The following is a 23,147-nucleotide window of genomic DNA, read 5'->3' as shown; positions in this document are numbered from 1 at the left end:
TATTAAACACAATTGTGTATGCCGGGGATGGGTTTCGAACCCACGACCTCCAGATTATGAGTATTGCCTTTTTTGGAAGAACCGGTAGAGTTTACCAATCAACTGGCACTCTAACCAGGCTGAGCTACCCCGGCATAAAGTATTTCAGATAATTTGAGAAATTAAATGCTACGTATATCACACCAAATGACTACTGATGATTTTTAAACCAATTCTTAATTTTTAGCTAATTCAGACCACAATACTTTTTCATTTTGTACCCAAAGGAATTTTTTTTGCAATGCTGCAGTGTATAATTTCTCCCATTCTACGCCTACTTCATTGGTCCAAGCTTTGAAGATACGTGGATCTATGTAGTTTCTTAATGATGTCCCGAGATTGTAATCTTTAGTTTTCTCTGACAAGTCAATTTGTAATTGTAGCTTTTCTGCTCGTTCACTGTGTTTTTCTTTCTGTTTTTTTATTTGTTCATTTAGTGTTTTAATTTTTTTTGCCTTATTCTTTTTTTGAGCATCGGTCTTAGCTTCCATGGCTTCTGCTTTCTTTAATGCATCCATGGTTTTCTTCCAAGGTTGTTCTTTGGCTATATTTTTTAGCGTATCTCTTTTCTTTTGAAGTGCATCCTCATAGGTTTTCGGGATGGTTCTTTTATGATTACACATTATAGCTGCTTCTAAATTTGCTAATTTTGCATGATACAGTTTTTCATTAGGTGTTTTTCCTTTGATGTTGTCATGCTCTTTTAGATAATTTTTTACCATTGTAGTAGCAAGATAGGTTCTGAAAACCTTGGCAGTTAGCCCGCTTACTATGCTAGAATAATATGCATTTACATGTCTTGAAGTTATGTCTTCAAAAATCTCATCTTTGGGTTTTTTATTCTGAATTAGTTTTTTTAGATTTTCTTGGAATTGCTTATCATTGCCTTCTGCTTTGACTGTTTCTTGCCATCTTACACTATCTTTTCCCAAGAAATCAAATTCAATTGTATTTTCTGTAATGTTGATGTGTTCTTTTCTTAATGTGGTTGCACCAACTGTATCTGCCTCATCAGGATCTTTTTCGTCGCCTACTCTCATTGCAGTCCTATAAATCAAATAACACACAGTTGCAATTCTGCTGATTTTTGGATCTTTGCTCTTCATGTCTTTGACAATTCTTTCCTTAATTTTCTCGATCTCTTTTGATAGCTTTACAGCTTTTTCATATTTTGCTTTGTCCCTGTCTTGCTTTAATCCAGCTGTATCTGCAAGCCAGACGTACTTTCTTTTTTCAGTAAGATAGTCTGTCCATCCAGCTAGCCACATGGAATCATTATCGTGAACAATTTTGCCCCAATTTCCTTCTGGAACCTTGGCTTCTTTACCGAGATTTAGCGTTACATCTTTTGCAGTGACTCTGGGTTTCCATCTCCCTCTAAGTGGATGATCCCCTCTACCGATAAAAATTCCAGGAGGTTCTGCCATGTAATTAGCAACATCGACTTCTTTTCCATCCATGATTGCTTTGCCATACTTTTGAACAAGTTTTTCTCGTAACTCTTTTCGTTTAAGAGCTAGGGCTTTCTTTTCCTCTTTTGTCATCATCTCTCTGAGATCTTTTTCTTTGTCGACTATCTTGTAAGCATGAGAAAAGTCAATGTCTTGATATGAAATATTTTTGAATTTTGCTGGCAATGTTTTAGCAAAATCTTCTGTAAAATTTTTCTGAAAAACTTTGTCTTGTGCATAAGGAGTATCTTTCTTTTTTGCCCACTGGTATGCCATCTCCTCTTGATTGAGATTAAGGTCTACATTCTCTCCTTTGATCTTTATCTTAATTCCATGCGCTTCATAGGCAGGAGGAAACAAGATTCCGTTATGTTGTAGTGTTTTCCATTTCATTTTTCATCAGTTAAAATTGCGGACTTTGACAAAAACTCTATTCTATGTGTATATCAATTTAACGTAGATATGGTTTTAACTTGGAAATAGTTCTTTTTTAAGATAATTTTCAAATTCTGTATCTGTTTTTGCCCTTTTTGCTTCCAAAAACATCTGTGCATCATTACCTACGATGTATCTTGGTTTTGGATCTTTTTCTTTAATTGCCTTCAATATTGTTGTAGCCACTTCTGATGGGGGAGTTCCAAGCTCTGCCATCATCTTTACCCCCATGATCACCTTTTCAGTAATCTCTTTGTATGGTGAATCTGGTTTAGGCTCTGCAATCTTCATAGATGAGAAAAAGTTTGTTTTAATCACCCCTGGTTCAATGATAACTACTTTGACTCCAAATTGTCCCAACTCATATCTTAATGATTCAGATAATCCCTCTAGAGCAAATTTTGAGCTAATGTATGCAGGCGATCCTGGAAAACCAATTCTTCCTGCAACTGAGCTGATGTTTACAATTACTCCTGATTTTTGTTTTCTCATCACTGGTGCAACTTTTTGAATTATACTTATTATTCCAAAAAAATTTGTTTCAAACTGCGCTCTGAAGTTTTTTAGCGGTACATCTTCCACACTTCCAAACAATCCCCATCCCGCATTATTTACTAAAACATCAATCTGTTGTTTTTTTGAAAGAATTTTTTGAATTGCAGTACTGATTGATTTTTCATCATCAACATCTAGTTCAATAATCTCTATCTTTAGATTTTCTTTTTTTGCAATTTGTAATATTTTTTCTGCTTTTTTTACATCTCTAACTGTGGCAAATGTGTAAAATCCGTCTCTTGCAAGTGACAGACAAGTTTCATATCCAATTCCCGATGTTGCTCCAGTTACAATTGCTACTTTTTCCATACAATTTATAGAAATTTTGTTCTATTTATCCCATTTTGATTTTAGACTAGTGGTTTGTCTCCTTCTGTTGGTTCTTCTAGTTTAGTTTCTTCACCCTTGTTGATTCTTTGAAGAATTTCTAATGCAGAATATTTGTGAAGATATTCATTGTTATTTCCACATCTATAGGAGAAAGTACAGCGTGGACAACCTGCCTCACTTTGACATGGACACTCTTTTACAATGAACATACTTCGCTCAAGTGCTTTTTCAAATCTATCAAATAATGCCTTACTTGCACCATTTCCACCAATTGCTCCATCATAGATGAAAATCAAGCCTGAAGTCCCCAAAGATATGCCTCCTAAATCTTGAGATACTCCTCCAGTTATCATGTTACTGCCTTCAATTACAACATGTTCTGTTGCATGATATCCACTTGCTTCAGTGTATTCTTCATCTTCAGCTTTTTTGATTTGGTCTATAGGTCTTGGAGCATGAAACACAATTCCTTTTGTGATAAAATCATATTCTAAAGGTGAATCTAGTAAGACTTTTTGTCCTTGAGTGATCTCTTGTCCCAATTCTATGTTGACATAACCATAAACTTTCTTTTGAATGTGTAATTTGCAGAATGCAACTTCTATTCCATATGCTTTTCTTGTCTCAAAAACCGTTTCAATTGTTGGCCATTCTTCTGTTAATGCTTTGGTATAATACGGATAATCTCTTGAAATTCTTTCTAGCTTTGCAAAATTTCTTTGAGGATATCCGCATTCTTTTACTCTGTATCTGATACCCGCAAGAAAATAGATTGCATCTTTATGAAGTTCTTCTAAAGCAATTGGAAGTACTCTATCTCCAACCTTTTTTTCATTTAAGAAAATATCTAGTGATTTTCCAATTCCTCTTATGCTGTAATCATTTAACAAAGAAGAGATCTTGTCAAAATTTGGTATAATTCTGTTGTTGTGAATTATTAAATTTTCATTTTCTATATGTTGTTTGATAATTCCTTCATGTTCTTTTAATTCGTGTTTTGAAATTGGTCTATCACATGCCATTGCCAATACTTGAAATTCTTCTACAAATGGATTCTTTGGATCAATGTATGTTTTTTCAACATCTTCAAAATAATCATCTGGATGATTCTTGTAATATTGTGAAATTGGATCATTTCCAAGTGCTAAAAATGCATATCCTCGCTGTCCTTTTCGTGCTGCTCTACCAATTCTTTGAATCAGTCTGTTTACTGGAATAGTTGAAGAAATCACACAATCCACGTTTCCGACATCAATTCCAAGTTCAAGCGTAGGTGTGCATGAAATAGCCTGGAGTTTATCACTCTTGAACTCTTGTTCAACTGATTTTCTATAATTTGCCATTAGGCCTGCCCTGTGAACTTTGATGTTGATTTTTTGTTTTTTTGCTTGAATTGCCAAGAGTTCTGAATTAAGATGTGAGTTATTGAATACCATTGTTTTGTGATTTTTTTCAGTCATCTTCTTTGTCAAATCAATCATTAGAGACCTTTGAGTTCTAAGTGATGGAAATAACATAACAAAATCTGTTTGTCCTTTTTTGCCAGAACCATGAATTATTTTCATCTTCACTCCAAACAATTGTTCGCAAAAATTTTTAGCATCTTCTAGAGTTGCAGATGCCGCAACGAATTGTATTTTATTGCTACAAATTCTTTTCAGTCTTTTAATTATGTAATGGACGTTTGAGCCAAAAATTCCAGAGTACACATGTGTCTCATCTACCACCAATACTTTGATAGTTGAAAGCAAAGATGAAAATCTTGTTTGATGCCAAAGATGGTAATGTATTACATCAAAATTTGTAACAAGTATGTGTGGCGGACTCTCTAGAATTTCTCTTCGCTCTATTTGTTCCGTGTCTCCATCAAAAACTTTTACTTTGATTCCAATTTTTTCTGCAAACTTTAAGATTTTTGGATATTGATCCCTTGAAAGAGCTTTTGTAGGATAAACAAATACTGCAAAAACACCTCTTACATTGTTTGATTCTTTTTTTATTTTTTGAATTACTGGAATCAAAAATGCTTCTGTCTTTCCAGATGCCGTAGGTGCTTCAATGATTACATTTTCCCCAAATGAAACCTCTTGAATTGCCTCTTCTTGAAATTTGTAAAACTGATTAATTCCAATCTCTTTTAGGTGGTTGCTTATTGATTCATCTAGTCCCATATCTTCTACGTCACTGCCCATTTTAGGCTCGGGATTAGTCAGAACCTTGTACTGTGAAATGAAATCTCTTTTTGAAAAAAGAATATCTTCTGTAGTCTTGTCTGGATTATTTTTTCCAATCATCTTCTTGATCTCTTTTTCGTCCCTGATGATTCCCTCATTTTTTAGACCTTCTGAAATTCCTTTTTTTGTAACTAACCCCTCATCAAATCTTGAAAGAAATTCTAAAAATACCTCATCAATGTTTTTTGAAAATTCAAGTAAATCCTCTATTCCGCAACTACATGAAATGTGAATTTTTTTGTTGAATGTTTTTTGTATCTCTAATTTGGATTTGCATTTTGGACATGAAAATTTCAAGTTCAACTTGATTTAATTTACTCAAGATTTATTGGTTGACTGTTAATATTGGCAAAAACAGTATTTCACGACATTATTAAACGAGGATACCACCTTGATTTTAAAAATGAAGGAAATCGAAATTAACAAAATTTACAATATGAATTGTATTGAAGGTATGGGCTTAATACCTAAAAATAAAATTGATTTGATTATTACTGATCCTCCATTTGCTATTAATTTTAAGGCCACCAAGGCAAATTATAATCGAACTTCTTCTAGAGTGATGCAAGGTTATAACGAAATAAAGTCTGTCGATTATTATGATTTTACATATAATTGGATGAAAGAAGCATTTCGAATTCTTAAAGATACAGGAAGCATGTATGTTTTTTCTGGATGGAATAATCTCAAAGATATTCTAAAGGCATTAGATGATGTAGGTTTTATCACCGTTAACCATATTATTTGGAAATATCAATTTGGTGTTGTAACCAAAAGAAAATTTGTTACTTCACATTATCATTGTATTTACGTTTGCAAAAATGATAAACAGAGAAAATTTTATCCATTTTCTAGATTTAAAAAAGATTCTAAAACCAAAGAAGGACGAAGTCTGCATTATAGGGACAAAGAAGATGTATGGGAAATTAAACGTGAATATTGGACAGGTGATGAAAAAACACCCACTAAATTACCTGCTGAATTAATTGAAAAACTATTGGATTATTCTAGTGATAAAAAAGATATCGTATTTGATCCATTTTTAGGGTCAGGACAAGTTGCAGTAGTTAGCAAATCATTGAATAGACAATATCTTGGATTTGAAATTGTCCCCGAATATTATAAATTTGCAAAAAAAAGACTAGATAAAAATCTCTATCGAATTAAATCTGAATAACTATATTTTATTTTCTGAACTATCTGTTTTTTTTGGTCCCATTTTATCTGAAATTATTTTCCGAAGTTCATCGTCTGATTTTTCTTTAGAGTTTATTCCAAGTGATTTTGCAATCATCTCTAGCTTTTGTCTCTCTGTCTCCATTGGTTCTGATGTATCTAGATTTGAATCTGAAACATTTTTCATCTGACTTTGAACCTCATTTTTTGCTCTGTTAAATTCATTTACAGCTTTTCCCAATTTCCTTGCAGCACTTGGAAGTTGATTAGTTCCTAAAATCAATACTAGGGCAACAAAAATTATGATTATCCATTCACTACCCATTATATTTAATGAATAATCAAACATAAAATAAAATCGACTTATTTGAAATTAAATGTAATGTTTTTGAAATTTCAAATCTTTATTCTTCACAAATTCATCCCTGAAAATCAACTTCGAGAATGTCCCTATTGTTTTAAAAAACAACTATTCTTACATTAATTAATGAAAAAAATAGAAGTAATTGTTAGACCTGAACTTAAAGACAAAACTGTAGCTGCAATTAAAAAAATTGGTGTTGGAGGTATAACTATCTGCCATGTTCAAGGTCAGGGTTCAGATGATCCGCCATTAGTTGGACAATATTTCTCTAAAGATTTGATAATCTGTGTTGTAGATGATCCGAAATTAAATGACATCTTAAATGCAATTGCAAAAGCTGCATGTACAAAAACAAAAGGTGATGGTAAAGTCTTTGTCACTGCAGTAGAAGACGCACTTGATATCTGTACACAAAAACGAGGAACTACCTCAATTTAGTTTTTTAATTTCAATTATTTAATTAGATATTTTGTATTTTTTTTGGTTCCAGTTTATTTCTATGTATGATAGCTAAAATTGTAATTGCGATTCCGATTATAAAAAATACAATATATGGTGATTGATTTCCAAATGATTGTGCTATAGGTCCTCCTAATGTAGGTCCAATTACCCAACCTATTCCAAAAACTGTTTCATATGCTCCAATTATCTTTCCTGATATTGTTTTGCTTGTTTTACTGAGAATTATTTCTAGAGTCAATGGGAAAAATATGCTGAACCCAAATCCCATCAATACAAGTGCCACTGCAAACATGATGATTGAATCTGAAACTGCAGAAATTAACAATCCAATAGAAACTGCAATTGTAGCTGCGATCAATGTCTGACTAGTTCTTTTTGAGAACTTGCCTACTAATGCAAGTGAGATTACTCTTGAAATTCCAAATGCAAAGTACAATAGCAAAATATCTGTATCTGACATTCCGCTGTCATTTAAGAATGCTGGATAAATTGATAGAATTATTCCAAAAGAAGACGTACAAAAAATTAATAATATTATAACTTCTGGAAATCTTTTCATCTCTTTGATTGATAAAAATGAGAATTTCTCATGATACTTTGTTACACTCTTTCTTGAAATCAAAAGAGAAACAATTATGGCGCTAGCCAAAATAAATGCCGTTATTTGAAATAGAATTCTATATGTGATGTCTAGTCCTTCAAGAAATACCGTACCTAATAATGGGCCTATCATAAATCCCATCACAAAAAACATTGTAAACCATGAGATGTTTCTAACTCTAGTTTTTTCGTTGCTTTCATTAGCAATAATGGATTGACATGGAGGCCAAAAAAATGCATGAGCTATTCCTGTCATTACTCTAAATCCCATTATCTCTGGAACTGTTTGTGCTATTGATAGAAGATAGACTGATACTGAATTGATTGATGCACCTATTGCTAAAATGTAACCATTATTGAATTTGTCAAGAAGAATCCCTACAAATATTGGAATGAACATGTATGGAATGAAATTTGCTAATCCAATAAAACCAAGTTCAGAGTATGATGCTCCGATTATATTTTTTGCAAATACTGGTAATATTGGACCATGTAATCCATATGAAATTCCTATGATTAAACCTGTGAGATTTACAAGTACTAGAGTCTTGTTCATTTGTATGCGGCAACCATTATTGCTCCGCCCATAAGATCTTTCTCAAATTCTACTTTGGAAAATTTTTCAAGCAATAATTTTTCCAACTTTTTGTTTTGTGGCCATCTTTTGTATGTTCCATAAAGAGTACCAAATTTCAAACCTAATCTTCCTCCTGCAATCAATGCTAGTACTGGAAGAATAAATTTAAGATAAAATGAAACTCCAGCTCTAATTATTACTTCATCTGGTTTTCCTAAATCTACAATTACAAATCTACCCTCATTTTTTAGTACTCGGTGAATCTCTGAAATTGCAATTCTTAAATTAATGGCATCTCTTAGAGAATATCCGCACAAAACCGCATCAAATTCTTCATTTTTAAATGGAATGTGTTCAAAAACACCATTCACCAAATCCGGCACATTCTCAAAATGAGTTCCAGTATTTTTTAACATTGGTACAAGAGGATCGTAAAGTGTGATTGAAATTTTTCCATCACATATCTTTAAGGCGGTTTTGGACATGTTTCCAAAACCTGAACCTGCATCAAGAATTTTATTTCCTGGAAATACTCTCCCTGTAATTCCTCTGTTCCTGTGTTCGACATCTTTTCCAAGAGATATGTATGAATTTACTTTATCATAAATTGGTATAATTTCACGAAGTACTTCAATGACTTCTCCCCAATAACTTCCTAATCCCATGTTTATCTTTCTTACAGACTAGTTTGAATAGTTTTCAAATCTAAATTCAAACTTAAGATGTTGGAAATTTAGATGCATTTTTAGAATAATTAAGTAAATCTGATTCTGATACTTTCTCAAATATTTTTTTCTCAGTAGTGACTTTGGCCATTTTAATGTGATTCAAACTTTCTTTTTGTTCGGCTTTTAGATTAATTGCCGCAATTGCAAGTGATGCAGCATCACTTAAGGACATGTTTTCATTGTAATGTTTTTCTAAAAATGCATTAACATCATCAGAACCTGATCCTATTGCAACTGCTGCATATTGAACATAAGTTCCACTAGGATCAGTTACGTAAATTGACTCTCCTTTTTGATCAACTCCGGCAATTATCAGAGCAACTCCGTTAGGTCTTACTCCTGAATACTGTGTAAATTGATGAGACTGATCAGCTAAGTGCTTGGCAACAGTTGCAACCTCTACCGATTCATCATAAGTCATTTTATTGCCTTGTGAAAAAAATCTAGCATTGTCAACTTGAACACGTGCATCTGGAATGTATCCTGCAGCTGCTACTCCTATATGATAATCTACTTGAAAAATTTTCTGTGTAACGTTTAATGTTTGTAAGGCTCTTGGTTTCTCCTCAACTGCCATGATTACTCCTTCTTTACTGCAAATGCCTATTGCCAGTGTGCCTCTTTTTACTGTCTCAATGGCATATTCGACTTGATAAATTCGCCCATCAGGGGAATACATTGTAGGGGTCATGTCGTACCCACGTGATGCCATCATATTGTATCGATTCTCTTCTTAGTCAATTTAAGGGTAATTGTCGTTCGTTAATTTGTAATAGATTTGGATAGGATCTGGAAATAGTGTTTTAAGCAAATTTCTCACATAATACGCAAGGAACATGTCAAGTGCACAATTATTAGAATTCAAAGAACTTTTGAGATCTAAAACCAAAACTGAACAAAGAAAAATCGATAAACAGACAAGTAAACTGCTATTTTATTTATTCACAAGTACCAGAGGTGGATTTACACGATTGAGAATAATTATGCTCTTACTTGAAAGATCATATAACACACATCAATTAGCACAGGAACTTGATTTGGATTACAAGGCTGTTCAGCATCACATGAAAGTACTTGAAAAAAATAACATGATCTTAAAACTTGGTGATAAATATGGCGCAATTTTTCACTTATCTACATTTTTAGAAGTTAACATCAGTGCTCTTGATATGGCAATAGATAAGCTAGATTGGAAAATAAATCAAAAAAAGGTTTACCTTTAATCAAATCCTATCTGTATGGTATGCGATCTGATACTTTGAACTAAACTTAATATAATATGCTGTTTCAAAATCGATCGTCTTGGTAAGTCTAGATCCATTTGCAAATGCAACAAAACAAGTAAACGATGCATGCGATGTTCTTGGAATTAAGGATAAAGGTTTACGAGAATATTTAGCAACACCAAATAAAGTTCTTAGAGTAAAAATTCCAGTCCGAATGGATAATGGACAAATTAGAAATTTTATTGGTTTTAGAAGTCAGCATAATAATGATAGAGGTCCATACAAAGGTGGAATTCGATACTTTAACCCTGAAGGTGGAGTTGAATATATGGAACGTGAAGTCATGGCATTATCTTCTTGGATGACTTGGAAATGTGCAATTGTGGATATTCCATTGGGAGGAGGTAAAGGTGGAATCTATGTTAATCCAAAAACTGAAAAACTAAGTGATGGTGAAATGGAAAGACTCACCAGAGGATTCGCATATAAAATATTTGAAATAATTGGACCAGGTAAAGATATTCCTGCACCAGATGTTTACACAACTGGTAGGGAGATGACTCAGATTATGGATACATTTAGCAAATTAAATGGAAATGTGTATGCTCCTGGTGTAATTACTGGAAAGCCAATTTCAATGGGAGGTTCACTTGCAAGAAACGTTGCAACTGGTTTAGGTGTTGCATATTGTGTAAGAGAAGCAGCAAAAGCAATCAAGCTTAATTTGAAAGGCGCTAAAGTTGTTTTACAAGGGTTTGGAAATGCATCTACATTTGCTGGAGAATATTTAGAAAAGATGGGTGCTAAAGTAATTGGTGCAAGTGATTCTAAAGGTTCAATCTCAATTCCAAATGGAGCAAAGGTCAGCAAGTTACTTGAATTTAAAGAAAAGAATAAGACTGTAGTTGGATTCCCTGGTAGCAAGAAAATTTCAACAGAGGAATTGTTAACAACAAAATGTGATGTTCTAGTTCCAGGTGCCTTAGAGAATCAAATCAATGCAAAGATTGCAAATAATCTTAAATGTAAAATTATTGCAGAAGCTGCAAACGGTCCAACATTACCTGAAGCAGATCCAATAATTTTCAAAAAGAATATTTTAGTAATTCCAGATATTTTGGCAAACTCTGGCGGTGTATGCATTTCATACTTGGAATGGGTTCAAAATAACATGGGTTACTATTGGTCTTTTGATGAAGTTGCAAACAAGATGGAAGGTAACATTACAAAAGGTTTCAAAGATGCATATGCATTAGCAAAAAAGCATAAAATTGACATGAGACGAGCTACTATGGCTTTAGCAGTAGGTAGAGTTGTGGAAGCCTTTAATCAAAAAGGCATTTGGCCATAATCTTAGACTAGATACGATTCGTAACATACTAGCTGTTCAACAAATCTTATTTTTCCCTTGGTGATTGTTGTAAGCCTTCTTTTAAAAGAAAGATCGATTTTGATTCTACGTTCTAAAAGCTGAATTGTTTTTCCTGTAAGATGTCTACCTTTTCGATCTCTGTCAAATAAAATTATTAATTTTTCATAATGGGCAACAGAGTCTGCAAAGTTTACAACTCCTCCAAATTTATGAAACTCGATTATTTTACCAGAAAATCCTATATTTTTTAACGCAGTAGCGTCATTTTTTCCTTCTACTACGACAACACTATCTTTCAATAAATTTAGTTGAAATACAAATTTTTTAAGATCTTGAATTTCCTGTTCTGTAACAAGCACAGCATCATGCTTGCTTTAACATATTAATCGCTTTTGCTAAAAATTAATTATGTCTGATGTTTTGATTGTTCACAATACCAGAATTGAAGGTTCAGGGTATTTGGGCGAACTGTTCCAAAAAGATGGGTTTCTTATTGATTCTGTAAATGCAAAACATGAAAAACTTCCAGAAAAAAATTATTCACTTGTAGTGATACTTGGTGCTCCTGAAAGTGCTAACGATAACTTTGATTATCTAAAAGCAGAACAACGACTAATTAAAAAAACTGTAGAGAATAACACACCATTACTTGGAATTTGTTTAGGTTCTCAATTGATTGCAAAAACTTTTGGTGGTAAAGTCTATCCTGGACCACAAAAAGAAATTGGGTTTTACCATGATTTGAGAATTGATAATAATTCTAAATTATTTTCTGGATTTACAAATCCATTTACTGTGTTTCATTGGCATGGCGATACTTTTGATTTACCTGAAAAAGCAATTAGATTAGCTCATTCTAAAAATTATCCTAATCAAGCTTTTCAAATTGGCAGTGCAGTTGGATTGCAATTCCATATGGAAGTTAATGAGGAAATGATTAATCTTTGGCTTGATAAGACTCAGGAAAAACTAGAACTAATTCCATACATCGATCCTAAGCAAATCCGTTCTGATATTGATGAAAATATTTCAATTGTCAAAAATAATATGGATAATTTTTACACTAATTTCAAATCAATGTTTCATCTTTGACCAAAGTTTAATATACAGAGTTTTTGTTTCATCGATCTAACCATGAATTCTGTGACAAAAGTTTTCGAGGAAGTAATTCAAACAAGTCATAAAGTTATCACAGAAGAATCATCAAAATCTATACTCAAAACATATGGTGTCAAAGTTCCTCCTTTTGCACTTGTTACCACTGCTGAAGATGCAGCCAAACAAGCAAAAAAGATTGGATTTCCTCTTGTTATGAAAGTTGTATCTCCACAAATTTTGCATAAAACTGATGTTGGTGGTGTCAAAGTTGGTCTAGATAATGTCAATGATGTCAAAAAGACATTCAAGGACATGTATGGTAGACTATCTAAAAAGAAAGGAGTTGAAGTTAAAGGAATTCTTCTTGAAAAGATGGTTCCAAAAGGTGTTGAACTAATCGTTGGTATTCAAAATGATCCTCAATTTGGTCCTGTAATTATGGTTGGACTTGGTGGCATTATGACTGAAGTCATGAAGGACGTTGCATTCCGCATGTTACCTATTACAACTTCAGATGCAAAATCTATGATTAATGAACTCAAAGGTTCAGCACTGCTCAAAGGATTCAGAGGAAGTGAACCAATTGATACAAACATGGTTGCAAATATGCTTGTACAAATCGGAAAACTAGGAGTAGATAATGCTGATTACATCAACAGTATTGATTTCAACCCTGTAATTGTTTATCCAAAATCTCATTTTGTAGTTGACGCAAAAATTATTTTAAATAAAGAAATTAGAAAGAATTCAATCTCAAAAGCTAAACCAAACATTGAATCAATGGAGTCATTTTTTACTCCAGAGTCTGTTGCACTAGTAGGTGCATCATCCACACCTGGAAAGATTGGTAATTCGGTATTGATTGCACTTGGTAAACAAGATTACAAAGGTAAAGTATTTCCAATTAATCCTAAACAAGAATCAATTCTTGGAATCAAATGCTATCCAACACTAGATGCAATTACTGAAAAGGTTGACTTGGTTGTTGTTTGCATTGATCTTGCAGAGTGTGGGCCTATTATGGAGACATGTGCAAAGAAAGGAATTCATAATGTTGTAATTGTTTCAGGTGGAGGAAAAGAGCTTGGTGGTGACAGAGCCGCAATGGAAGCTCGAGTTAAAGAATTATCACTAGAACACAAAATTCGTGTAATTGGTCCAAACTGTATTGGAATGTTCAATGCTGCAAATCGTCTTGATTGTGCATTCCAAGGACAAGAGAGAATGGTCCGTTCAAAATTAGGGAATGTTGCATTTTTCTCACAAAGTGGAACTATGGGAATTAGTATGCTGGAAAGTGCTGATGTATTTGGATTATCTAAAATGATTAGTTTTGGTAATCGTTCTGATGTTGATGAAGCAGATATGATTTGGTATGCTGCAAATGATCCTCAAACCAAAGTAATTGGCTTATATGTTGAAGGATTTGGTGATGGTAGAAAATTCATCAATACTGCTAAACGTGTGATGAAAGAGACAAAGAAACCTATCGTAATTTGGAAGAGTGGAAGAACTGCAGCAGGCGCAAAACAAGCTGCATCTCATACTGGTTCTCTTGGTGGTTCCAATGCAATCATCATGGGTTCATTCAAGCAAGCAGGAATAATTTCAGTTGATAGCTATCAAGAACTTGTTGGAGTCTTAAAGGCACTAGCATGGCAACCTCCTGCAAAAGGAAATCGTGTTGCCATGACAAGTAATGGTGCAGGTCCAATGATTGGTGGAATTGATCAATTAGAAAGACTAGGTCTTACTATTGGAAAGTTATCTCCACCACTACTGAAAAAGATGAAAGAACGCTTCCCACCTACAGTGCCAATTCATAATGGTAATCCCGCCGATGTTGGTGGCGGTGCAAACGCAGATGATTACAAGTTTGTCATTCAACAATTTCTTGACGAAAAGAATATCGATATTGCTATGCCTTGGTTTGTTTTCCAAGATGATCCACTAGAAGAAACAATAGTTGAACATCTAGCTGAATTATCAAATAAAAAAATAAAACCAATTTTGGCTGGAGGTAATGGGGGTCCATATACCGAGAAAATGAGAAAACTAATTGAAGCAAATAAGGTTCCTGTTTATAGTGATCTTCGCACTTGGGTTGCAGCTGCATCTGCATTAGCTCAATGGGGCAAAGTACTCGGAAAATAGAGAACATTTAAGTTTCACATATCTTGGAAAATTAACATGTCATTAGTTACCACATCAACTTCTAATGGTATTTGTACTGTCAAAATTAACAGACCTGACAAACTTAATGCCATGAATAGTGATGTTGCAAAAGAACTCATCAAAACTTTTGAAAACCTGGACAAAGATGATAATGTCAAAGTGATCATCTTAACTGGTGAAGGAGAAAAAGCATTCTCTGCTGGTGCAGATATTGAATACATGTCAAAAATATCTCCAGATGAATCAGTTGCATATGCAAAAACAGGACAACTTGTAACAGCTACAGTTGAACTTGTAAAACAACCGACAATTGCAGCCATTAACGGTTTTGCACTTGGTGGTGGTTGTGAACTTGCAATGTCATGTGATATTAGAATTGCAGCAGACACAGCAAGACTTGGTCAACCTGAAGTTACAATTGGAATTCCTCCTGGATGGGGTGGAACTCAAAGATTGATGAGAATTGTAGGAATAGCAAAGGCAAAAGAACTCGTCTATACAGGTAAAATGATCAAAGCAGATGAAGCAAAGGAAATTGGTTTAGTAAATCAAGTAGTACCACTTGCTTCACTTCAAGAAGAAGCTTTGAAAATGGCGCAACAAATTGCTGCCAATTCTGTAATGGGAGTACAAATGTCAAAGGTTGCTATTAACAAAGGAAGAAATGCAGATCTTGATACTGGACTTGCAGTAGAACTACTTGCTTGGAGAAATTGTTTTACTCATCCTGATAGAGAAGAACGCATGACAGCTTTTGTAAATAAATCTAAAAAATAAGCTATACCTAACTTCTTTTCTTATTTTATTGAATTACTAGTAGGCTCAGGGTGAAAAGCTTATTATAATTTGAATCATCAATTGTATCATTATGGCATCTGAACAAACACAGAAAATGATCACTGTTTCACCTAAAGCAGCTGAAAAGATCAAAGAATTCATGAAAGAAGAAGCCGATAACCCACAATACCTTAGAGTCTATGTTCAAGGTGGTGGCTGCTCTGGTCTATCTTATGGCATGGGCTTTGAAAAAGCACCAGAAGAAGATGACCTAGTCATGGAAGAAACTGGTATCAAGCTACTTGTAGATAGTTACAGTGTTGATCATCTAAAAGGTGCAAATGTAGACTATATTGAAAGCCTAATGGGATCTGGATTTAAAATCAATAATCCAAATGTTACAAAATCCTGTTCATGTGGTCATTCCTTTAGCACTGAATAAACAAACAACATTTTTCATTTTTTGATTAACTAGTGTAAACTCTACTTGGAATATTTTTTATAAAATTACATTTCTTTATTGAAAATACTTGCGATACCCTCATATATCGAGAATAGACACCAAAATTATGATAATTAAGGAGATGAAGAAAGTATGTCCAATAAATCAGGAATTGTCAAATATCATGTTAAACTTTCCTTTGAAGTTGACGGACTTGTTGAACGAGCAGATATAATCGGGGCTATCTTCGGTCAAACCGAAGGATTACTAGGCCCAGAGATGAATCTGAACGAACTACAACGAGTTTCTAAAGTAGGTCGTATAGAAGTAAACACAAAGTCTACTTCTAATACTACAAACGGTGATGCTCTTATTCCAATGAGTACTGATATTGATACTTGCGCATTAATTGCAGCAGGAATTGAAAGCATTGATAAAGTTGGTCCATTTGACTGTGTCTTCAAATTAGAAGCAATCGATGATGTAAGAGCAGCAAAAAAAGATGACATTGTAAGACGTGCTAAAGAAATCAAACAACGTTGGGCTACAAAAACAGTTAGTGAAGGAGAAAGTATGTTAAAAGATGTTCATGAAGGTGATTCTAAAAGACTATCAACTTATGGTCCATCTAAATTAACATGTAGTTCTGGAGTGTTTGATTCTAAATGGATAATTTTAGTCGAAGGCAGGGCTGATGTCATTAATCTTCTAAGAGCTGGTTATGATAATGCAATTGCAATAGAAGGTGCAAAAATTGATGAATCAATTAAAGAGCTATGTGCTTCAAAAGATACCGTAGTTGCATTTATTGATGGAGATCGAGCTGGTGGTTTTATTCTAAAAGAACTAACATCTGTTGTAAAGATTGATTATGAGTTAAGAGCAGATACTGGAGTAGAAGTTGAAGAACTAACTCCACAAAGAATAGATGAGATTCTAAGACCAATTGCTGATGAAATTAAACATGGAAAACCTGTAGCTGTTTTGAAAAGCTCAGATGATAAACCTGTAGCTGAAATAGCATCAAGAATTTTTCCAAATCTAAATGAGACACTAGAGGCTGTAGCATTAGACGAGAATGAAAAAGAAATTTTCAAAGTTCCAATCAGTGAAGTAGTTAGCAAACTCTCAACACAATCTGGCATCAAATACCTTCTATTGGATGGTATTATCACACAGAGGCTTTTAGAAGGCGCCAAAAACGCTGGAATTCAATGTGTTATTGGACACAGAGTTGCAAAATTAACAAACTCTGATGGGCTAAATCTAAAAACATTCGGTGACCTAGGCGTAGCATAGGGTTACTTGATGACTGAACTAAAAATTCAGCACATACTCACCCTCACTTATCTTCTTTCTAAAGGTGCAAAGAATAATTTTGTTACAATTACTACTAATTCATTAGGTAAAAATATAAAAAAATCACAACAGGCTGCATCAAAGCACTTACTTGAACTAGAAGATAATCAATTCATTGAAAGGATAATCGATGGAAGAAACATTTCTGTAAAGATTACTTCAAAGGGATTTTCTGAAATGGTAAAACTATCTACTGCACTCCAAAAAAGTCTTCACTCATCACCATCATCTGTTGAGCTTAAAGGAACTATAGTTTCTGGGATGGGTGAAGGAGCATACTACATGTCGCTAAAAGGATACACAAAACAATTCAAATCTAAAATTGGTTACATTCCATATCCTGGAACTCTTAATGTGAAATTGAATAAAAAAGTGCATCAAGAAGCTATAAAACAATTTGAAAGTCTAGATGGAATTAAAATTGATAGTTTTTCAGATGGAAAAAGAACCTATGGTTGGGTTAATTGCTTTCATGCAAAAATTAATCAATCTATTAACTGTGAATTGATAATTCTTGAGAGAACACATCATGATGATTCTATAATTGAATTAATTTCTGATGTATGTATTAGAAAAACTGGAAAACTTGAGGATGGCTCACCAGTTACTGTATCAATTCCAATTAATTCATAATTTTATTATCTTCTAAATTCCGTGAATAGATTCACCATATTCTTTTTGAATTTTTGAGCTTGAACTCTCAGGAATTGGTGATTGCAGTCTTGCGACTTTTGCATCGAGATTTATTTTTTTACATCCTTCTATGATGAATTTCTCTTGATGTACTTGATCATACCCTAATGCAATTATCTGTGGTTTTACAAGATTTACAGTCTTGAAAATGTCGTCTTCTTGACCTATGAGACAAAGATCTACCATGGAGAGTGAATTGACCAACTCCTGTCTTTGTTCTTTACTGTGTAATGGTTGTCTTTTTTTCATTTTTATTGCAGTGTTATCTGTGGCTACGACTACTACCAAAACGTCACCCAATATTTTTGCGGCATTAAGAGTATGAATGTGTCCTGGATGAATTATATCAAAAACTCCTCCGGCTAAAACAACTCTAAGTGAAGACCTACCTAATTCAGTTAAAGCGCTTTTATCTTCAGTAATTAATTTATTTTTTACCAGTTCATCAATTTTTGAATTGATAATATTTTCAGTGAATCCTTTTTTTGTTTTAAGATTATCTTTGTATGATTTACCGGTAATTCCAGATAAGTATATCTGTGTCAAAATTATTTTTTCAATTAATTCCAATGTTCTTTTTTAAAACTACTCTCACTTTAATTCATCGATAAATTATCACATTTTTGGTTCTAGGCCTTTTGCCAATCTGAGTGCATCTACCAAACCGTCTGCATAACCTATGCTCAAAATTGCAACTTCATCTTGACCTTCTTCAAGAAATTTCTCTGCATCTTGAATGTATAATTCTGCATTTTCAAGAATCACACTAAATTCTTTCTGATCTTTATAGTATGGCGTAATCTCTTCTAGTGCTTCTCTTACCATTGGAACATATTTTTTCATCATTTGAATTGAAATTTTCTTTGTTTCTTCAGAGTTATCTTTTGGTTCGTCTAAACATTTTCCTAGTATTTTTAACGCATCAGACTCTGTAAAATGAAGTCTTCCAGTTATGATGATTGTGTGTGGCGGTTTGCCAAAATCTATTTTTTTTAAACTAGAAATTTTTCCTGATATGATTGATTGATCTTTAAATCCAATTCGTGATGCGACTATTGCGTACGTTGATAGATTTATCACATTTCTTTTCTGTCCTTTTTCAGTTTCTATTAATCCCGCCAACGCATCTTTTGGGTCCATAAAGAAATTTTTGTCTTGATTGTACTCTAATAGTAATATTGTATGATTGCCTTCTATGATGTTTTTGTAAATTACATAGTATGGGGTTGTCAGTGATTTCATTTCGCTCATTATTGTTGCAATTCTTCCAACTTTGTAAAAATGAAGCCCACATTCTCCTATCATTGAGGTTAAAGATGAAGATGCATGAATTGAGTAGGTCTTTATTTTTTCTTGAATGGCTCTCGTTCTTAATTCAATATGCGTAGTGGCAATGTAAGGATCTCCATAGGATAACAATGCTACTTTTTTTGATTTTGCATGTTTTAAAATCTCAGTTCCATCTTCAACTAGCCATCTTTTACCTTCTCTGATTTCACCGTTTGTCATTTTTTTGATTTTTAACAAGTCTGATTTTCCAATTGGACTGGTAAATTGTTCAAGGTAAATGATGTCTGCTTTTGATAAAACTTCTAGAGCTTCAACAGGAATTGATTTGGATCCTGAAATTCCTAAACCTACAAACCAAAGCATTACTGCATGTTTTTATCATGTAGTCTTTTTAAATGGTGTATCATTCTCTTTAAAACTTCGATTCCTCTTAGATATTCGTCGATGGATACTTTTTCGTCTATCGTGTGAGCTTCATGTGGATCTCCTGGACCATATGTGACTACAGGAATGCTCCATTGGTTTCCTATTACATTCATGTCTCCAGTTCCAGTTTTTCTAATTAAAGTTGGTCTTGTATGTTCCACATCCATAACTCCTAAAGTAAATGCTCTGACTATGGCAGAGTTGTGAGGCGCCTCAAAAGGTTCTGTCTCATCAATAATTGAATAATATGCTTCAACTTGTCTTTTTTTTGCTATTTCATTTACAAGTACAGAAATTTTTTGTTCGACTAGCTTGCAATTCGTATCTACTGGAATTCTGATATCAAAAGTGGATACACATTCTTTTGGTGTAACGTTGTGGCTAGTTCCGCCATTTATTTCAGTTAATGTTGCAGTAAGCAACATTCCTTTACTTTTTTTATCTTGATCTGCCTCTAAACCTTTTTTGAGTTCTTTTGAAAAGATCATTGTTTCTTCAATTGCATTTTTTGAAAGCCATGGTGCACTTGCATGTGCACTGTCATTGACACTTACTTTGAGATTGATTGCTAATCTTCCTTTGTATGCAATTGTGACTTGTTTAATTCCACTTGGTTCACCAAATACTGCGTAATCTATGTCCATGTGATTTTTTACTAGATTTTTTACTCCAGTTGCATTTCCTTCTTCATCTACAGTACCTACAAAAATCACAGTACCGTTATTGTTTTGCACTGATGCTGCGGCAAACAACATTGCCATTAGTGGGGCCTTTGCATCTGAAGCACCACGACCATAAAGTGAATCTCCTTCTTTTCTAACTTTGACTTTTCCTGGAACTACATCCATGTGTCCACATAGTAATATTTTTGGTGAACCTGTACCTTTTTTTGCAATTATGTTTCCTACCTCATCTATGTGAATGTCTTCAAATCCTAAATCATCGCATTTATCTGCAAGAAATTCCGCCATTGCTTTTTCATTAAGTGAAGGTGTGTACAGTCTAAGTGCTTTCTCTAGCATCTTTACTGCAAATCTTGGTGTTACTGTGAATGTTGTTTCCAATTCTCACTTTTTATTTTTTATTACGTAGTCAATCATCAAGGAAGGTATGTCTATTCCACATACTCTTACCGTATTTTTATATTCAGTTGTATTGTTAACTTCATGAACTACTAATCCTCGTTCTTTGCTTTCCATCAAATCCACTCCAACTATGTCACCTTGAACTGCATTTTTAGCTTTTATGCACATTTCTTCCATCTCTGGTGTAACTTTACATGGTTCTGCGGTTCCTCCAAGTGCCATGTTTGTTTTCCAATTTCCATTGCCTGAAGTTCTATAAATGGCTGCAACAATCTTATCTCCAACCATGATAGCTCGAATGTCTCTTGGTGGTCTATTTACAAATTCTTCTAAATAATGAACTTGGTATATTGGATACATACTCTCTCTACTTTCAATAATTCCTTCTGCTGAATCTTTATCATTTAATTTTGAAATTAATCTTCCCCAGCTACCTACAGTTGGTTTGATTACTTTTGGATATCCGTGTGATTCTAAATGTTCTACTGCTGCATCTTTTGAAAATGCTACAGATGCATATGGTGTTGGGACTCCGTATTTTTTTAATAACATATGTGTAAATAATTTATTTCCTGCAAAAATTCCTGTATTTAGACAATTAACCACCTTTACCCCCATTCCTTCAAGTGCAGCAGTTGAATGTAAATTTCGATAGTAGCTAACACATCTTTGAATTACTGGACCATAATCTTCTGGTTTTTTATCTAAATCCAAAGCTAAATTCTTGCAATCTACCATCTGTATGTTGATGTTCTTTTTTTTACCTGCTTCTAGCAGAGCTTTTTCTTCCCAACGGATGGTATCATAAAGAATTGTAATGTCAGGACTCACTGCCCCCAATCCTCGCCAACCGATTGGGCAGGCTTTAATTGGAAACCTTCTGAGCCTTTTGCTAATTCAAAACTTGCGCCACATTCCGGACATGTTACAATTTCTCCTTCCATAGCATCCTTTGGAATGGAAATATCTGCATCACATTCTTCACATTTTGACATGGTATCTCTCAACTTTCCCTCTTTATTTATCATTAATTATCTTTTTTTCGAGTCTATCTGCTAGTGGAATCTCGATTAAATCACCCATTCTGAGTTCTTTTAGACCTGTTGCAACTGCTTTGGCTCCTTCATCATCTTTTTCAAGGCCTAAAATAGACATCAAATAGGCAGCTCCTGTTTTTCCAGCTAACTCTCCAAATACAATTCTACGAGTATTTCCAACGGCTCTAGGTGGAATTGGTTCGTAGGCTGCAGGATTTCGTAGAATTGCTGCAAGATGTGTTCCTGCCTTGTGTTTGTAAGCTGAAGAACCTACTATTGGTTTTGAGTCATATGGTTTAATCGAAGTGTAATCTTCAATTAATCTTGATAAATCTAACAACATGTCTAATCTGAAATCGTTTGGTGATTTGTAAAGATAAGTCAATGCAACTGCAACTTCGGCAAGAGGTGGAATTCCGGTTCGTTCTCCAATTCCGTCAATTGTGGTGTGTATCTGATCTACTCCAGCATCACATGCAGAAAATGCATTTGCTACTGCAAATCCAATGTCGTTATGGACATGTGCATCAAGTGGAACATCAATTACCTCTTTTACAGTTTTAACAAAATTATACATGCCAATAGGTCTCATAATTCCTACAGTATCTGGAAGACTTATTCTATCTACTCCGGCTTCTTCGATTGCTTTGCATACTTTGAGTAGAAATTCTGGTTCTGCTCTGCTTCCATCTTCTACTGTGAATCTGATTTTTAATCCATGTGATTTTGCATACTCTACTGTTTCAACTGCTCTGTCAAGTGCCTCTTCTCTTGTTATTCGTAATTTATCTTTAAGATGAATATCTGATATTCCAAGATATGCAGCGCACCACTTTGCATCACAACTCAATGAAATGTCAATGTCTTCTTTGAGAGCTCTTCCATGAGATACAATGTCTGCTTTTAATCCTTGTTTGATAATTGTCTTAGTTGCTTCTTTGTGATCAGTTGAAACAACTGGGGAAATTTCTATTTGATCTACTCCAAAATAATCTAGCATCCATGCAATTTGTATTCGTTGTTTATTTGTAAATGATACTCCAGGGTGTTGTTCTCCTTCTCTTAGAGTACTATCTAACACTCTAATCTTCCTTGGATTTTTTTCATATGCATTGTAAATGTCTGCATAGTGATTCGGATCTTTCATTACAGAAAACGTTGATAATGATTGAGAATATAAACATAATCGTACTAACTTCGCTGAAAATTACTTGTG

General features: G+C 33.9%; 24 protein-coding genes and 1 tRNA gene. 10 read left to right on the top strand and 15 right to left on the bottom strand.

The genetic code is table 11. The features are described 5' to 3' along the window. Positions 1–19: 19 nt before the first annotated feature. From MY1_RS06865 to MY1_RS06850, 4 genes are all read right to left on the bottom strand, one after another. Positions 20–134: transfer RNA gene (locus MY1_RS06865), tRNA-Met, on the bottom strand. 81 nt (positions 135–215) lie between these two features. Next, the gene (locus MY1_RS06860; protein WP_007551166.1) at positions 216–1,883 is read right to left on the bottom strand and encodes a DNA topoisomerase I; all 1,668 of its coding nucleotides are present in this window, start codon (positions 1,881–1,883) and stop codon (positions 216–218) included. 75 nt (positions 1,884–1,958) lie between these two features. Further along, positions 1,959–2,789, bottom strand: a complete 831-nt coding sequence (locus tag MY1_RS06855; RefSeq protein ID WP_007551165.1) for an SDR family oxidoreductase — start codon at positions 2,787–2,789, stop codon at positions 1,959–1,961. A gap of 41 nt (positions 2,790–2,830) precedes the next feature. Next, a complete protein-coding gene (locus MY1_RS06850) occupies positions 2,831–5,341 on the bottom strand; it encodes a DEAD/DEAH box helicase (protein WP_007551164.1) in 2,511 nt (836 codons plus the stop codon). Positions 5,342–5,447: 106 nt separating this feature from the next. Between MY1_RS06850 and MY1_RS06845 the strand changes: the two genes are divergently transcribed. Then, a complete protein-coding gene (locus tag MY1_RS06845) occupies positions 5,448–6,221 on the top strand; it encodes a DNA-methyltransferase (RefSeq protein WP_048109961.1) in 774 nt (257 codons plus the stop codon). Here MY1_RS06845 and MY1_RS06840 read toward each other — a convergent pair whose 3' ends face one another. After that, a complete protein-coding gene (locus MY1_RS06840; protein ID WP_048109958.1) occupies positions 6,222–6,569 on the bottom strand; it encodes a Sec-independent protein translocase subunit TatA/TatB in 348 nt (115 codons plus the stop codon). Between the two features lie 138 nt (positions 6,570–6,707). On the opposite strand from MY1_RS06840, the gene MY1_RS06835 reads away from it, so the two are divergent. Then, positions 6,708–7,022 (top strand): P-II family nitrogen regulator, encoded by a 315-nt coding sequence (locus MY1_RS06835; RefSeq protein WP_007551161.1) that lies wholly within the window; start codon positions 6,708–6,710, stop codon positions 7,020–7,022. 22 nt (positions 7,023–7,044) lie between these two features. On the opposite strand, the gene MY1_RS06830 is transcribed toward MY1_RS06835, so the two are convergent. From MY1_RS06830 to MY1_RS06820, 3 genes are read right to left on the bottom strand one after another with little or no spacing between them, the layout of a single operon-like run. Further along, positions 7,045–8,202: an MFS transporter gene (locus MY1_RS06830; RefSeq protein ID WP_007551159.1), complete on the bottom strand. Its 1,158-nt coding sequence runs from the start codon at positions 8,200–8,202 to the stop codon at positions 7,045–7,047. Next, positions 8,199–8,888, bottom strand: a complete 690-nt coding sequence (locus tag MY1_RS06825) for a class I SAM-dependent methyltransferase (RefSeq protein ID WP_007551158.1) — start codon at positions 8,886–8,888, stop codon at positions 8,199–8,201. Before MY1_RS06825 ends, MY1_RS06830 begins: the two co-directional genes overlap by 4 nt. 52 nt (positions 8,889–8,940) lie before the next feature. After that, complete coding sequence (locus tag MY1_RS06820; RefSeq protein WP_007551157.1) at positions 8,941–9,666, bottom strand: archaeal proteasome endopeptidase complex subunit alpha; 726 nt, start codon at positions 9,664–9,666, stop codon at positions 8,941–8,943. A 121-nt stretch (positions 9,667–9,787) separates the two neighbouring features. On the opposite strand from MY1_RS06820, the gene MY1_RS06815 reads away from it, so the two are divergent. Together MY1_RS06815 and MY1_RS06810 are read left to right on the top strand one after the other, a co-directional pair. Then, the gene (locus MY1_RS06815; protein WP_081470657.1) at positions 9,788–10,174 is read left to right on the top strand and encodes an ArsR/SmtB family transcription factor; all 387 of its coding nucleotides are present in this window, start codon (positions 9,788–9,790) and stop codon (positions 10,172–10,174) included. Between the two features lie 79 nt (positions 10,175–10,253). Continuing rightward, positions 10,254–11,528 carry a Glu/Leu/Phe/Val family dehydrogenase gene (locus MY1_RS06810; RefSeq protein WP_007551155.1) on the top strand — a complete coding sequence of 425 codons (1,275 nt, stop codon included), beginning with the start codon at positions 10,254–10,256 and terminating at the stop codon, positions 11,526–11,528. 2 nt (positions 11,529–11,530) lie between these two features. Here MY1_RS06810 and MY1_RS06805 read toward each other — a convergent pair whose 3' ends face one another. Next, complete coding sequence (locus MY1_RS06805; protein ID WP_007551153.1) at positions 11,531–11,908, bottom strand: toprim domain-containing protein; 378 nt, start codon at positions 11,906–11,908, stop codon at positions 11,531–11,533. Positions 11,909–11,957: 49 nt separating this feature from the next. On the opposite strand from MY1_RS06805, the gene MY1_RS06800 reads away from it, so the two are divergent. The 6 genes from MY1_RS06800 to MY1_RS06775 all read left to right on the top strand — a co-directional run bounded on the left by MY1_RS06800 (position 11,958) and on the right by MY1_RS06775 (position 18,033). Next, a complete protein-coding gene (locus MY1_RS06800; protein ID WP_007551151.1) occupies positions 11,958–12,641 on the top strand; it encodes a type 1 glutamine amidotransferase in 684 nt (227 codons plus the stop codon). Between the two features lie 42 nt (positions 12,642–12,683). Next, entirely contained in the window at positions 12,684–14,801 is a 2,118-nt protein-coding gene (locus MY1_RS06795) for a 3-hydroxypropionate--CoA ligase (RefSeq protein ID WP_007551149.1), read from the top strand. Between the two features lie 36 nt (positions 14,802–14,837). Next, a complete protein-coding gene (locus tag MY1_RS06790) occupies positions 14,838–15,599 on the top strand; it encodes an enoyl-CoA hydratase/isomerase family protein (RefSeq protein ID WP_007551148.1) in 762 nt (253 codons plus the stop codon). A 91-nt stretch (positions 15,600–15,690) separates the two neighbouring features. Further along, entirely contained in the window at positions 15,691–16,041 is a 351-nt protein-coding gene (gene erpA / locus MY1_RS06785; protein ID WP_007402159.1) for an iron-sulfur cluster insertion protein ErpA, read from the top strand. 153 nt (positions 16,042–16,194) lie between these two features. Beyond that, positions 16,195–17,340, top strand: coding sequence for a DNA primase DnaG (gene dnaG, locus MY1_RS06780; protein ID WP_007551147.1), 1,146 nt, complete (start codon positions 16,195–16,197; stop codon positions 17,338–17,340). 9 nt (positions 17,341–17,349) lie between these two features. After that, positions 17,350–18,033 (top strand): DUF120 domain-containing protein, encoded by a 684-nt coding sequence (locus tag MY1_RS06775; RefSeq protein WP_007551146.1) that lies wholly within the window; start codon positions 17,350–17,352, stop codon positions 18,031–18,033. Between the two features lie 12 nt (positions 18,034–18,045). Here the strand turns inward: MY1_RS06775 and MY1_RS06770 are convergent, their stop codons facing one another. The 6 genes from MY1_RS06770 to MY1_RS06745 are packed head-to-tail and all read right to left on the bottom strand — an operon-like array spanning position 18,046 to position 23,078. After that, positions 18,046–18,663, bottom strand: coding sequence for an FAD synthase family protein (locus MY1_RS06770; protein ID WP_007551145.1), 618 nt, complete (start codon positions 18,661–18,663; stop codon positions 18,046–18,048). Positions 18,664–18,708: 45 nt separating this feature from the next. Then, positions 18,709–19,746 (bottom strand): diphthine synthase, encoded by a 1,038-nt coding sequence (gene dph5, locus MY1_RS06765; RefSeq protein WP_007551143.1) that lies wholly within the window; start codon positions 19,744–19,746, stop codon positions 18,709–18,711. Beyond that, on the bottom strand, positions 19,746–20,873 hold the full coding sequence (locus MY1_RS06760; RefSeq protein WP_007551141.1) for a M20/M25/M40 family metallo-hydrolase: 1,128 nt from the start codon (positions 20,871–20,873) through the stop codon (positions 19,746–19,748). Before MY1_RS06760 ends, dph5 begins: the two co-directional genes overlap by 1 nt. A 3-nt stretch (positions 20,874–20,876) precedes the next feature. Next, positions 20,877–21,725, bottom strand: a complete 849-nt coding sequence (lysX, locus tag MY1_RS06755) for a lysine biosynthesis protein LysX (protein ID WP_007551140.1) — start codon at positions 21,723–21,725, stop codon at positions 20,877–20,879. Beyond that, positions 21,722–21,889, bottom strand: coding sequence for an alpha-aminoadipate/glutamate carrier protein LysW (gene lysW/argW, locus MY1_RS06750; protein WP_007551139.1), 168 nt, complete (start codon positions 21,887–21,889; stop codon positions 21,722–21,724). Before lysW/argW ends, lysX begins: the two co-directional genes overlap by 4 nt. 22 nt (positions 21,890–21,911) lie before the next feature. Next, positions 21,912–23,078: a LeuA family protein gene (locus MY1_RS06745; protein WP_007551138.1), complete on the bottom strand. Its 1,167-nt coding sequence runs from the start codon at positions 23,076–23,078 to the stop codon at positions 21,912–21,914. Positions 23,079–23,147: the final 69 nt, after the last annotated feature.

The organism is Nitrosarchaeum koreense MY1 (genome assembly GCF_000220175.1).
GTDB lineage: Archaea > Thermoproteota > Nitrososphaeria > Nitrososphaerales > Nitrosopumilaceae > Nitrosarchaeum > Nitrosarchaeum koreense.
Note: the sequence above shows the minus strand (reverse complement) of the source record. Positions and strands in the feature narration are given on the sequence as shown.

Bases quoted from the DNA above. Each gene is read 5' to 3' on its own strand.
- dnaG (WP_007551147.1), top strand. From the start codon at position 16,195: ATGTCCAATAAATCAGGAATTGTCAAATATCATGTTAAACTTTCCTTT.
- MY1_RS06860 (WP_007551166.1), bottom strand. From the start codon at position 1,883: ATGAAATGGAAAACACTACAACATAACGGAATCTTGTTTCCTCCTGCC.
- MY1_RS06775 (WP_007551146.1), top strand. From the start codon at position 17,350: ATGACTGAACTAAAAATTCAGCACATACTCACCCTCACTTATCTTCTT.
- MY1_RS06835 (WP_007551161.1), top strand. From the start codon at position 6,708: ATGAAAAAAATAGAAGTAATTGTTAGACCTGAACTTAAAGACAAAACT.
- MY1_RS06830 (WP_007551159.1), bottom strand. From the start codon at position 8,202: ATGAACAAGACTCTAGTACTTGTAAATCTCACAGGTTTAATCATAGGA.
- MY1_RS06845 (WP_048109961.1), top strand. From the start codon at position 5,448: ATGAAGGAAATCGAAATTAACAAAATTTACAATATGAATTGTATTGAA.
- MY1_RS06815 (WP_081470657.1), top strand. From the start codon at position 9,788: ATGTCAAGTGCACAATTATTAGAATTCAAAGAACTTTTGAGATCTAAA.
- MY1_RS06820 (WP_007551157.1), bottom strand. From the start codon at position 9,666: ATGATGGCATCACGTGGGTACGACATGACCCCTACAATGTATTCCCCT.
- MY1_RS06840 (WP_048109958.1), bottom strand. From the start codon at position 6,569: ATGTTTGATTATTCATTAAATATAATGGGTAGTGAATGGATAATCATA.
- MY1_RS06855 (WP_007551165.1), bottom strand. From the start codon at position 2,789: ATGGAAAAAGTAGCAATTGTAACTGGAGCAACATCGGGAATTGGATAT.
- MY1_RS06795 (WP_007551149.1), top strand. From the start codon at position 12,684: ATGAATTCTGTGACAAAAGTTTTCGAGGAAGTAATTCAAACAAGTCAT.
- MY1_RS06800 (WP_007551151.1), top strand. From the start codon at position 11,958: ATGTCTGATGTTTTGATTGTTCACAATACCAGAATTGAAGGTTCAGGG.
- erpA (WP_007402159.1), top strand. From the start codon at position 15,691: ATGGCATCTGAACAAACACAGAAAATGATCACTGTTTCACCTAAAGCA.
- MY1_RS06790 (WP_007551148.1), top strand. From the start codon at position 14,838: ATGTCATTAGTTACCACATCAACTTCTAATGGTATTTGTACTGTCAAA.
- MY1_RS06745 (WP_007551138.1), bottom strand. From the start codon at position 23,078: ATGAAAGATCCGAATCACTATGCAGACATTTACAATGCATATGAAAAA.
- MY1_RS06825 (WP_007551158.1), bottom strand. From the start codon at position 8,888: ATGGGATTAGGAAGTTATTGGGGAGAAGTCATTGAAGTACTTCGTGAA.
- dph5 (WP_007551143.1), bottom strand. From the start codon at position 19,746: ATGCTTTGGTTTGTAGGTTTAGGAATTTCAGGATCCAAATCAATTCCT.
- lysW/argW (WP_007551139.1), bottom strand. From the start codon at position 21,889: ATGTCAAAATGTGAAGAATGTGATGCAGATATTTCCATTCCAAAGGAT.